At 44.5% G+C, this 12,700-nt stretch carries 10 protein-coding genes; 6 read left to right on the plus strand and 4 right to left on the minus strand.

Going from position 1 to position 12,700, the window contains the following annotated elements; all coding sequences use genetic code 11:
* Positions 1-88: 88 nt before the first annotated feature.
* Positions 89-1,141, plus strand: a complete 1,053-nt coding sequence (locus DWW60_RS03665) for a metallophosphoesterase family protein (RefSeq protein WP_117874392.1) — start codon at positions 89-91, stop codon at positions 1,139-1,141.
* A complete protein-coding gene (locus DWW60_RS03670) occupies positions 1,141-2,850 on the plus strand; it encodes an ATP-binding protein (protein WP_117874393.1) in 1,710 nt (569 codons plus the stop codon). The genes DWW60_RS03665 and DWW60_RS03670 overlap by 1 nt, the downstream gene beginning before the upstream one ends.
* 105 nt (positions 2,851-2,955) lie before the next feature.
* Here the strand turns inward: DWW60_RS03670 and DWW60_RS03675 are convergent, their stop codons facing one another.
* The 4 genes from DWW60_RS03675 to murC form a co-directional block, all read right to left on the minus strand.
* Entirely contained in the window at positions 2,956-4,155 is a 1,200-nt protein-coding gene (locus tag DWW60_RS03675) for a ribose-phosphate pyrophosphokinase (RefSeq protein ID WP_015534565.1), read from the minus strand.
* A 31-nt stretch (positions 4,156-4,186) separates the two neighbouring features.
* Positions 4,187-5,188, minus strand: coding sequence for an ATP-binding protein (locus tag DWW60_RS03680; RefSeq protein ID WP_055222249.1), 1,002 nt, complete (start codon positions 5,186-5,188; stop codon positions 4,187-4,189).
* Positions 5,189-5,200: 12 nt separating this feature from the next.
* A complete protein-coding gene (locus DWW60_RS03685) occupies positions 5,201-6,340 on the minus strand; it encodes a DnaD domain protein (RefSeq protein WP_055222474.1) in 1,140 nt (379 codons plus the stop codon).
* A 281-nt stretch (positions 6,341-6,621) separates the two neighbouring features.
* Positions 6,622-8,004: a UDP-N-acetylmuramate--L-alanine ligase gene (murC, locus tag DWW60_RS03690; RefSeq protein WP_055222248.1), complete on the minus strand. Its 1,383-nt coding sequence runs from the start codon at positions 8,002-8,004 to the stop codon at positions 6,622-6,624.
* Between the two features lie 334 nt (positions 8,005-8,338).
* Between murC and DWW60_RS03695 the strand changes: the two genes are divergently transcribed.
* The 4 genes from DWW60_RS03695 to DWW60_RS03705 all read left to right on the plus strand — a co-directional run bounded on the left by DWW60_RS03695 (position 8,339) and on the right by DWW60_RS03705 (position 12,549).
* Entirely contained in the window at positions 8,339-9,793 is a 1,455-nt protein-coding gene (locus tag DWW60_RS03695; protein WP_015534570.1) for a 4Fe-4S dicluster domain-containing protein, read from the plus strand.
* Positions 9,794-9,811: 18 nt separating this feature from the next.
* Positions 9,812-9,970 carry a hypothetical protein gene (locus DWW60_RS13470; RefSeq protein ID WP_199414442.1) on the plus strand — a complete coding sequence of 53 codons (159 nt, stop codon included), beginning with the start codon at positions 9,812-9,814 and terminating at the stop codon, positions 9,968-9,970.
* A gap of 427 nt (positions 9,971-10,397) precedes the next feature.
* Positions 10,398-12,074 (plus strand): AMP-binding protein, encoded by a 1,677-nt coding sequence (locus DWW60_RS03700; protein WP_015534572.1) that lies wholly within the window; start codon positions 10,398-10,400, stop codon positions 12,072-12,074.
* A gap of 22 nt (positions 12,075-12,096) precedes the next feature.
* The gene (locus DWW60_RS03705) at positions 12,097-12,549 is read left to right on the plus strand and encodes an acyl-CoA thioesterase (RefSeq protein WP_117874395.1); all 453 of its coding nucleotides are present in this window, start codon (positions 12,097-12,099) and stop codon (positions 12,547-12,549) included.
* Positions 12,550-12,700 lie beyond the last annotated feature (151 nt).

Consider the following 12,700-nt stretch of genomic DNA (forward strand, 5'->3'; position numbering starts at 1 on the left):
TGGGTTAAACTTTTGATGATTGTATAATAGTGGACTAAGTGTGCGCTGTTAGAAAATGGCAGTTTAACTATAGATTAGAGGTTAGGATATGAGATTTATTCATGTTTCGGATGTGCATTTGGGGATGATTCCTGACAAGGGAAAGCCTTGGAGCGATGTCCGTGCGAAAGAGATAGAAGAGACATTTGACAGGATCCTGGATATTGCGGAGGAGAGAAAGGTAGATCTGCTCCTCATTGCCGGCAATCTGTATCACAGTGCGCCGAAGGCTGCGGATCTTGCAAAGCTTGATGCCAGACTTGCAAAACTTACAAATACAAGAACGGTGATCATTGCGGGCAGTAGTGATTACATTGAAAGTGGATCTCCATCGGAGAATTATGAGTTCACATCGAACACAGTGCTTCTTCCGGCCGGGGAGTTCAGCAATGCGTATTTTGAAGATATAAATACCTGTGTGACCGGTTTCAGCTATGGGCAGGCGGAATACACAGAGGATTTCTCAGAGGGGATAGATGCCCAGACAGAAGGCGCTGTCAATATACTTCTCATGCATGGAGGAGATGCCAGCCACAGTCCATTTAATTTCCGAAAGCTGGCTGACACAGGATTTGACTATGTGGCACTCGGACACCTGAGAAAGCCGAAGCACATGGTGAAGAACCGTATGGCATATCCGGGATCGCCGGAGCCTTTGTCACCTTCTGACACAGGAAAGCATGGCTTTATTTATGGACAGATAATAAACGGAGAGACAAGGATAAAGTGGGAGCCTGTTGCCTGCAGGAATTACATCAACCTTGGACTTGAGATAAAGCCGGAATATACTGACAGACAGATCGAGCATGCTGTTCTGAAACAGATCGATAAGATGGGAACGCAGAACATATATCGGGTTATCCTGAAGGGCCAGAAGGGGCGCGGAGTGAGACCTCAGTTTGATGATGTGGCTCAGGATTACAAGATATATGAGGTTGTGGATAATACGATGTTCGAGTACAATGCTGATGGTCTCAAGAGGGACAATGAGCACAATGTACTTGGAAGATTTATCGCTGAGTTGTCCGGTGAGGATGACGAGGTCAGCAAAAAAGCACTTGAATATGGTCTTGAGGCGATCATAGCAACTGGAGAAAAGTAATGTATATAAATAAACTTTTTTTGAAAGAATTTGGAAAATTCAATAACAAAGAAATAAAGCTGGACAAAGGCTTGAATGTGCTTTATGGAGAGCCCGGAGCCGGCAAGAGTACGATCAGGGATTTTGTGTCCGGTATACTGTATGGTATGAATAAAACCAAGGGTCTTGGAGCCCGGGGAGACAATTTTGCATTAAGAAAGCCATCCGGTGGAAATGGATATGCCGGAAAGGCACAGGTGACAAATGCTGGAAAGAGTCATCTTATGGAGAGAAATTTCAACATGTCCACGGACGGTGCAACGCTCACTGATATAGAGAGCGGGAAGGATGAGAGACTTGTGTCTAAGAATTCTTATAGAGGTGTCCTGTTTGATATGGACAAGAGCACATTTGTGGATGCAATGTGTGTTGATCCGCCGGAGGAGATGGGCGGAGATGACAAAGCTTTGTGTGACAGACTCGAGAAGTATCTTCAGAATATGAAGGAGACGGGCTGCAGCGGAATAAACAGAGCAGACGCAGTGGCGTATCTTGAGAACGAAAAGAAGAAATATGACAATCAGAAGTATCTGGTTCAGATAGAAGAGCTGGAAGCCCAGATGGATGAGCTGGGTGAAGTTGATAAGGAGCTTGAAGACATCCGAACTGCCAGACGTGAGGAGCTTGATGCTTATAATATGGAGATCGCACGTTTGAAGAGAGAGGCAAGGCAGCTTGTGAATGAAAAGGATGCTGAGATCCCTGACGAGGATGAGGACAGGGAGCGAAGCAGAATATTCCTCGAGGTTGAAGCTATAGATGATGAGGATGAGCTGAAGGAGAAAAAGAAGCAGGAGAAGAAGGACAAGAAGCTGACGGACAATATATTTGTCATAATGGCAACAGGAATACTGGTTGTTGCGGTGGTCATGCTAGTGGTTCACCTTGTTGGTTTTCAGAAGTCCATACAGCAGCTATTCACGATATGTACGATTGCGTTTGTTGCTATAACCATCATAGATGGATTGTTCAGGAAAGGCGCATTTGACAGTGATAAGCTTCCGTCTGAGGAGGAGTTCAGGAGAACCATATATGAGATGGGAAGAGCAACTGAGTCGAGGACGGTTCGCGTTGAGATAGACAGAGCTTTTCAGGAGGAGCATGACAGGAAGCTTGATATGTTCAAGTTCCAGGAGCATGATGCCATAGAGAAGAGGGATGCCTACTATGAACTCAAGGAGAAGAGAGACGCCATATTTGTCGATTATGATGTGCTTGAGACTGAGAAGAAGGCCATAGATAAGGCTATTAATACCATAATGGACATATCGGAGGAGTTCTCAGGTCTGTTTGCCGGTATAGACGGCAGAGTATCGGATATTCTTAGCGCACTCTCCGGTGGACAGTATCAGGAGGCAAAGCTCGATGATGAGATGCATGTTGCAGTGAAAAAGGATGACCATTTCTTCAGGGCGGAATTCCTGGGACATGAGGTCGTTCGGCAGGTGTATCTGGCTGTGCGGCTGGCTGTTGCAGAGATACTTAACAACGAGAAAATGCCACTTGTGCTGGACGATGTGATAGATGTGACCGATGAGAGTCAGCTCACGGGAGTGCTCAAGGCGATGAGTATGGTGAACACGGAGCAGACGATATTGCTTACATCCGATAAGGATCTGGTTAACAGACTTGAGGATATGCATATAGCATGCAATGTGGTGACATTGTAGAAAGTTTCTAATAATAAATAATTAAAAGACCTGCGGAAGCTTGCGATACATGGTATGTATCAGGTGAGCTTACGTAGGTCTTTTTTGTAAGTCTATAATTGTATATTAGTAATTCTCGTAGTTATCTGAGATAGTGTGCTTCTCCTTGTACTCAGCAATTCTCGCACTGATTCTCTCTGATGGATCAAGAAGATCGCTGAGAGATGCATCGTGGTTGAGGTGATCGATAATGAGTGCAATGTACTTGCTCATGTCGGCTGATACATACCAGTCGCGGTCTGCAAGCTCAGGAAGCTGATAAGTGAGGTTGGTTGTGATGACCTTCTCAATGAGACCTTCCTCGTGACACTTGTCAAATACCTCAAGACCCTTGGTGAAGAGACCAAATGTAGCAAGTGCAAATACTCTCTTAGCCTTTCTTGCCTTGAGCTGCTTGGCAACATCTATCATACTCTCGCCTGATGCGATCATGTCGTCGATGATGATAACATCCTTGCCTTCAACTGAATCACCGAGGAACTCATGGGCAACGATAGGATTACGTCCGTCCACAACTCTTGAGTAATCTCTTCTCTTGTAGAACATACCTACATCTACACCGAGAAGGTTAGCGAAGTAGATAGCTCTGTGCATAGCACCCTCGTCAGGTGATATAACCATCATGTGGTCGTTATCTATCTCAAGATCAGGAGTTGATCTAAGAAGTGCCTTTACAAACTGGTAAGTAGGCTTTACGTTCTCGAAACCGCTCTTTGGAATAGCATTTACAACACGTGGGTCGTGAGCGTCAAATGTAACGATGTTGTCTACACCATACTGCTGAAGCTCCTGGAGCATAACTGCACAGTCGAGGGACTCGCGTCCTGATCTCTTGTGCTGACGGCTCTCATACAGGAAAGGCATGATGACAGTGATCTTTCTAGGCTTGTCTGTCATGGCAGAGATGATTCTCTTCAGATCAGCATAGTGATCGTCAGGAGACATTCTCTGAGTCTGGCCACCCATGGTGTATGTGCAGCTATAGTTTCCTACATCAAGCATGATATATATGTCTTTACCGCGGACTGACTCGTTGACAATACCCTTTGCCTCACCTGAACCAAATCTAGGGCAGTCTGCCTTGATAAGGTAAGAGTCCTTCTCGTAACCGTGGAATACGATGCTTGACTTGTTCTCGTTCTGACGGTTCTTTCTCCATTTTACGATATAAGAATCGACCTTCTCTCCGAGAGGTACAATGCTCTTATGAGCAATGATTCCTAAGCTTCCTACAGGTATTGTTTCCAACTTGCTATCGTCTGGCATAATAAAAATCCTCCTAATCTGCTTTCGTTGTCTACCTTTTGTTCCTGGCTATGCTTTTCATTCTTTTTACATAGCGGATGTTATCTCCGTAGAGATTGAAGATGAGATAGCTATCAACTATTCGTGACATGATACGCTCTGTATACCTGTTCTTGAATTCCTGCAGATCAAGATTGGTAGAAATGAGAGTAGACTGTCTCTTGATAGTTCTCGTATTTATAATCTCAAATAACTGAGACAGGACAAATGAGTTGGTGTACTCTGTGCCAAGATCGTCAATTATAAGAAAATCGCAGTTATATATGTAGTCATACAGCATCTTCTGATGCGGTTCATGACCACCCTTTATTATAATGTCCTGTAAGATATTATCAAATAAATTTATCGCCGACAAGTATAAAACTGTATAACCTTTGTCTAAAAGTTCCTTAGCGATACAATTTGTCAGGAAGGTTTTGCCTGTTCCGGTCTCTCCATATATAAGAATGCCCGGTCTGCTGTCCTGAAAATTCTCTGTGAACTGTCTTGATGCAGACAATATGCTCTGTGCATTCTGGTAAGGAGTGTAATTGTAGCCAGCAATGTGTTCATCTCTGTAGAAATCAGGATTGAAGCTGGCAAAATTCTCCGTCTCCAGCACCTTCTCTATGGTGGACTGCTGGTACAACTGGCTGATGACCATGTGTTTCAGACATGAACATGGCTTACCATCTACATATCCGCTGTCTCTGCATGCGGGGCAGTTGTATATCGGTGCCAGATAATCGTCAGGGTATCCGGTCTGTGCCATGAGCTGATGCTTCTCATCGCGGAGAGCGTGGTTCTTCGTGGAGAGTGCTTCTTCATCCACTTCCTGATGCAGTATCCTTGCCCTTGATGCCTGGACGGCACTGTGGGCGATGGCATCGTCGATCTCCTTTATACGAGGGATCCTGGCATATACCTCAGCTTTTCTGTTGTCCTGTCTGCGAAGATTGTCCTGCCTGATCCTGCTCAGTCGGGACAAAATATCATCATAATTTATATTGCCCATAATATGTATATATTACCTCTTGTCAAGATTGAGTTCATCTGCAAGCATCTGTTCCAGCTTGTCCAACTGGTTGGACATGTCTGTCTGCTTGAAGTTCGCAAATCCATTCGGATTCCTGGTGGCTGCAGGCTGCGCTGTGGCCGCTGATTTCTTCTTGAGGAACTCCTGATCGAGCAGTTCGACATCCCTAATGGATTGTACACCATTCTTATGCCAGTTTTCAAGAATTCCATTGACATATGCGAAGTTGGCGGATTGTGGCTTGGAGATTATGGCCTTCTCACATGCCAGAAGGATAAGATCCTCTGAGAAATTCATCTCACCTGTCCACGCGTCAATGTATGCGGTCTCTATGCTGGTAGGATTGCTTCTGCGTATTCCGAGTGCAGAGAAGACCTTTCTGTAAAATGGGTTGTAGGCGGAGCTGTCTGCCTTGGCCTTGTCAACCGTGTCGATTCCTTTTTCATACCATGCTATGGCTACGGTCTCCGCATATCTGAAGCTTGCCTTGCCCATGGTCAGACAGTATTCGATCAGATATTCGATGAGCTCCTGGGAGAAGCCAAGCTGGTCGTATATGTATATGAGACTTTCTGATTCAGGCATGGAAAGCGGTCTGCCAAAATATGCCTCTGTCTCAAACATAATATCAGAGAGAACCTCGTCCTCCTGTTTCTTCCTAAGAAATTCTGGTGTAACTGTTATCTTGTCAGGCAGAGTGCGCTCCGGCACCTCGGCCTTGTCTTCGTCTGCGATCGTCGCCGTGATCTCGCTGTTGTTATCGTCATCTCCGGTGGAATAATCCACGCCGAGAATAGAGAGGTCGTCAACTCCGCTGTCGGAGGAGCTGCCCTTGTCGTGAAGAGGGAGAAGAGTTATTCCTGTAAGCTCCTTCTTCTTGTTGTAGTTGAGCTTCATAACATCCTGGCTTATCCAGTATTTTATGGCTCTGCAAATATCCTTCTCTGTGAGATTAAAATGATCTGCTATGTTGGCGACAGACACGGGTTTACTGGAAGACATAAGTCTGACCAGATACAGATATACCTTAACAAACTCTCCGCTGGCGGAGGTCATGTAATAGTCTATAAAAAAGTTTGATATAGAGGAATATGTTTCGTTTTTTTCTGTTGTAATAGTAATGTAGCTCATGTCAAAAAACTCCTTGATCATACTCCTGAAATAGCGCATTTCCCTTAGCGCAAATGCATTATAACATGAACTTTTTGGAATGCAAACAGAACATACAGTCGGTTGGGAAAAATGGTGGGGATGTGGATAATGTGGATAATGTGGACGAAAAAGAGACATAAAAATACAAAAGTCATAGTTTAACAGGGCTTTGTAATATTTCTGTAAAAATTATGTCAACAAAAAAATATAAGCTCTGTGGGGAAAACTTTCCCACAGAGCTGTGTGGATAATGTGGATAACTAATTTTTTATCAGGTCATTTCCGATAGAATAGACGTTTCCGGCGCCCATAGTTATCAACAAATCATTTTTTTTGCAATTTTTTAAGAGATAATTTTCTATATCGTCGAAAGATGGAAGATAGAACGCATCAGTACCCGTCTCGGCGATCTTCTCGGCGAGTTGCTTTGCTGAGACAAGTCCGGTATCCTTCTCTCGGGCTGCATAAATATCTGCCACGATGACGTGGTCACATACCTTGAGTGCGTCTACAAACTCATCGAACAGAGCGTAGGTTCTTGAGTAAGTGTGTGGCTGGAATACGCACCACAGTTCGTTGTAGCTTGTGTTCTTTGCTGCCTTCAGTGTGGCTGCTATCTCAGTTGGATGGTGAGCGTAGTCATCCATGACTTTCACGTTGTCGAGGATGGTTCCTTTGTACTCAAAACGTCTCTCGGCACCGACACACTCTGACAGTCCCTGTTTGATGACATCTATGGAGATTCCAAGTTCAAGGGATGCCGCTATGGCTGACAGTGAGTTGTATACGTTGTGCTCACCGAATACCTTGAGTGTTATGTCAGTGATCTCTTTGCCGTCCACAACCAGTGTATAGGTTGGATGGCCGAAGTCATCGAATCGTATATTGTGTGCTGAATATTTGTTCTGTGCGCCCTTTCCAAATGTTACCACGCGGCACTCGAGGTCTCTGACAACGGTATCATAATACTTCATATCGCCGTTCACGATGACCAGGCCCTCCTTTGGAGTCTTGGTGGCAAATACATGGAATGACTCAGCGATCTCATCTATATCCTTGAAGAAATCAAGGTGGTCGGCATCCACGTTCAGTATGATACTGATAAAAGGCTTAAATGCGTGATAGCTGTTGGTGTACTCACATGCCTCTGTTACAAAGTATTCAGATTTGCCTACACGGATATTGCCGCCGATGCTGTCGAGGATTCCTCCCACTGATATGGTAGGATCAGTGTCCGCATCTATGAGGATGTAGGACAGCATGGAAGTCGTTGTTGTCTTGCCGTGGGTTCCACTGACGGCTATGGAATATTTGTAATTCTCCATGATCTGGCCGAGAAGCTGGGCTCTGGTGAGCATAGGAATGTTCTTCTCCACTGCGGCCTTGAACTCTTCATTGTCAGGATGTATGGCTGCTGTGTATACGACCAGATCTATGTTGTCTGTTATGTTAGATGCACACTGACCGATGTTGATAAGCGCTCCCATGTCGGCAAGCTGATCGGTGATTTCGGATGCTTTCATATCTGATCCGGTAACCTTGAATCCGGCCTTCAGAAGTATCTCTGCGAGACCGCTCATGCTTATTCCGCCTATTCCCATGAAATGGACGTTGATTGGCTTTGAAAAATTGATCTTGTACATTTGTATTTCGCCTTCCTTATATAAAAGATTGATTACTATATTTAAAAGTGTTTTTTATTATAGCATAACTGCCCTCAAATGAAAATAAATGGTTTTGGTCAATTGCATAGATTGTTATTGAACGAAAATTATGTTATAAATGGAGGTAGTGTGATGGAAGCTGAGGAGAAAACTGCAAAGCTCATGCGGATCGTAGAGGGCGCAGAAGAGGTAGAGAAGATGGATGCATTGCTCAGCCTGGCTATAACGGGCGGAGATTATAACTGGATCTAAGAGGTATACATATTAGGTATACAGGGGCAAAGATCAATATAATATGAGTAGAGGTTAACATATGATTACAAATGACGCTACATTATTAAAGGTAAAGCACGAGGTGCTTTATGAGGTGGCAAAGCTTGCGTATGAAGGCAGGCTGGATGATGAGAGGGACAATCTTCCATATAAGATGGTTCCCGGTCCACAGCCATTTTTCAGATGTTGTATATACAGAGAGAGGGAGGTTATCAGACAGAGGATCAGACTTGCCGAGGGTAAAGCCCCTGGAACAGAGGATGATGGGAATGTAGTCCAGATCATCAATTCTGCCTGTGAGGGTTGTCCGATTTCACGTTACGTAGTAACTGATAACTGCCAGAAGTGCATGGGAAGAGCGTGCCAGCAGGCGTGCCGTTTCGGTGCCATCAGTATGGGACGTGACAAGTCCTACATCGACCCATCAAAGTGTAAGGAGTGTGGACAGTGTGCCAAGGCATGTCCGTACAATGCCATTGCAGATCTGATGCGTCCATGTATCAAGAGCTGCCCGGTTGGTGCCATATCTGTGGCTGAGAATGGAACAGGTATTGCGGTCATAGATAAGGACAAATGTATAGACTGTGGTTCATGTATCCACAAGTGCCCATTTGGTGCGATCGGATCAAAGTCTTATATAGTAGATATAATAAATGACATGAGAGCCGGTAAGAAGGTATTTGCCATGTTCGCACCTGCCACATACGGACAGTTCGGTGCGGATATCACCATGGCGAGCTGGAGAACAGCCATGAAGAAGATAGGCTTCTACGATGCGGTGGATGTGGGACTTGGTGCCGACATGACAGCCATGGCAGAGGCAAAGGAATGGATGGAGGCCAAGGCAGAGGGCAGGAAGAAGACAACCTCATGCTGTCCTGCATTCAAGCTTCTGGTGGAGAAGCATTTCCCTGAGCTGGCAGACAGGGTATCTGAGACCGTATCACCTATGTGCGCAGTATCGAGATACATCAAGGAGAATTATGAGGATGCCGTGACAGTATTCATAGGCCCTTGTATCGGCAAGAAGGCGGAGAGCGCGGCCGGAGAGAAGGAATCCGCGGACTATGCGCTGACATACGGAGAGATCAGAGCCATGCTGAGAGCAAAGGATGTCAAGCTTGAGCCTGAGGCTGAAGATAACGACCAGTCCACACTGTTCGGCAAGAAATTTGCAAATGCAGGCGGAGTCACAGCGGCAGTCATAGAGAGCATGAAGGAGCTCGGCTGCGAGGACGAGGTTAAGGTGTGCAAATGCGATGGAATAGATGCATGTAAGAAGGCACTGACCCTCATGAAGTTCAACAGATTCCAGGATGACTTCATGGAAGGTATGGCGTGTGAAGGTGGCTGCGTGGGCGGCCCTTCAAGACACAGGGATCCGAACATGGCGATGCGTGACAGAAAGGCAGCCCTTGATAATTCTACAGATATCAACATCACAGAGAATCTTGAGAAGCAGGGAGCAGACAAGATTGATATGGTGAGAGATTAGTGCATGGAGGACAAAGACATGACAACAGTTTTGATATTTGTGATATGTGTGCTTATATTTGTGTGCGTATCGGTGGTTACGGCGATACTTGTATACAAGTCACAGATGCGAAAGAAGAGACTTCAGTGGAATAGTCAGGAGCAGACACAGGATTCCAATCGGGGACAAAATAAGTAGAGACTGTGATATATAATGAAATAATAAGAAAATTAAGGCGTGCAACGATGGAGATGAAACTGGACTTATCCGGGGGGATTCATTGCTGTACGCCTTAATTTTATGGATTGAGGGAAAAACCTGTGCAGTCAAAATGTAATACCAATATGTGAAAATAAATTAAAACTTTTATTTTTCTGTTGACATGACAAAGAGATATGATAATATATGGATGTAGTAATCGAAACTACATGTAAAGTTAATTGAAAACGCAAATTAAAGTAATGTTTATTTTGATTGCTAGATAGAAATACGAACTTAGAAGACTTTTTATACTAAGTTAATACATAATGTGATAAAAAACGGCATGTATCGCCGGCGTTAAAAGGCGGAAAAGTCGTTTTACCATATATATTATCAGAACTTATAGTTTATGGAGGAAATTAACATGTCAACAGAAATGAGACCAGAGCAGGGAATAGCAGGAAAGTTTGTGAGGTCAGCTCTTGATGAGAATGGAGTTCTCAGCAAGATTGAGTTCACCAACAGCGAGAATTTCAACTTCGCATACGACGTAATGGATGCTCTGGCAGAGAGGAAGCCTGATCAGACAGCGCTCATCTATGTATCAAAGGATAGAACGATCGAGAAGAAATTCACATTCCAGGATATCAAGGATTATTCCAACAGGGCAGCCAATTACTTCAAGAGCCTGGGCATCAGGAAGGGTGACAAGGTAATGCTCGTGTTAAAGAGACATTATCAGTATTGGTTCACCATGATGGCTCTCCACAAGATCGGTGCCATAGCTATACCGGCGACAAATATATTAAAGGCAACAGATTATCAGTATAGAATTGAGGCAGCAGGCGTATCAGCGGTTGTGTGTACATCAGATGACGGAATCACGGCGTCCATAGATACATTTGCTGATGACAAGCTGACAAAGATCGTTGTAAATCATCCAGTAGAAGGCTGGAACTTCTTCGATGAGGGAATCATGGAGTGCAGCACCGAGTTTCCAAGACCTACAGGCGAGGATGCTGTAGGAGGAAAGGATGATATACTGTTCGTCATGTTCACATCGGGAACAACAGAGCATCCAAAGATGGTTGCACACAATCATCTGTATCCACTTGGACATTACATCACAGCAAAATACTGGCACTGCAACAAACCTGGTGAGGTTCATCTCACAGTTTCAGATACAGGCTGGGGTAAGGCTCTCTGGGGCAAGCTCTACGGACAGTGGCTGTGCGAGGCATGCGTATTCGTATTTGACTTTGATACATTCAGTGCGGACACTATATTCAAGCTTATAGAGAAGTACAATATCTCAACATTCTGTGCACCTCCAACACTGTACAGAATCCTTATCCGTATGGATATGAGTAAGTACAACCTCTCATCCCTCAGATACTGTACAACAGCGGGTGAGGCACTTAACCCTGAGGTATTTGACGTATTCAAGGAGAAGACAGGATTCACTATATATGAAGGATTTGGTCAGACAGAGACGACTCTTACCATTGGTAACCTTGAGAATACTACTCCAAGACCGGGATCAATGGGTAAGGCAAGCCCAATGTATGACGTGAGGATCATGAAGGCAGACGGAACATTTGCTGCACCTGGTGAGACAGGTGAGATCGTCATCAACATCGCAGACGGTGCGCCGGACGGACTGTTCATGGAGTACTACAGGGATCCACAGAGAACAGCCGAGGTTATGCATGACGGCTTCTATCACACAGGTGATACGGCTTACCAGGATGAGGATGGATATTTCTGGTTCGTTGGACGTGTGGATGATATCATCAAGGTTGCAGGCTACAGAGTAGGACCTTTCGAGATAGAGAATGAGATCATGAGAATACCTTATGTCCTTGAGTGTGCAGTTACATCAGTACCTGACAGCACAAGAGGTCAGGCGATCAAGGCCACTATCGTTCTCACAGAGGGTACAGTTGGCGATGAGAACCTCAAGAAGGAGCTCAAGAGATACTTTAAAGAGAACATCGCAAGCTACAAGAGACCTAGAGTTATCGAGTTCGTTGATGAGATGCCAAAGACCATCAGCGGCAAGGTAAGACGTGTTGAGATCAAGGAAAAGGACTGGAAGTAAGTCAGAAATCAGGTGAAGAAAAATGATAGATATGAGTAAGATCAAGCCATATGATAGATCGGTTTATTATTATGAGACGGACAGGATGCAGATAGTACACCACTCCAATTACATCAGATGGATCGAGGAGGCAAGGCTGGACTGGATGAAGCAGATAGGCTGGGATTACAAGTCTATAGAGGATGACGGATATATAATTCCTGTGCTCGGTGTAACTGCTGAGTATAAGAGCATGTGCCACTTTGGCGATGACGTGCTGATACATGTCAGCCTTTCGGAGTATACAGGTGTCCGGGTAGGGTTTTCGTATGAGGTCGTGGACAAGAAGACAGGCGAGCTTAGAACACTTTGTACAAGCTCACATTGTCTGCTGGATGGCAACAACAAGCTTGTGTTCATCAGAAAGGCATATCCTGAGCATGATAAGCTGTTTAAGGAGCTGCTTGAGGATTACAAGAAACGCCAGAGTAAATAAACAGAGCTGTTGTCTGGTGTATAAATAATTTAATATTGTATTAATTGATGGTTATTAATAGCTGGTAAAATTGTTTGTGTAACTTTTTTATCAGCTATTTTTATCTATTTAGACATGTAATTAGTTAAAACATTCTTTTTATATTATGGCG

Origin of the sequence: Coprococcus sp. AF16-22 (genome assembly GCF_003461545.1) — a bacterium.
Taxonomy (GTDB): Bacteria; Bacillota; Clostridia; order Lachnospirales; family Lachnospiraceae; genus Coprococcus; species Coprococcus aceti.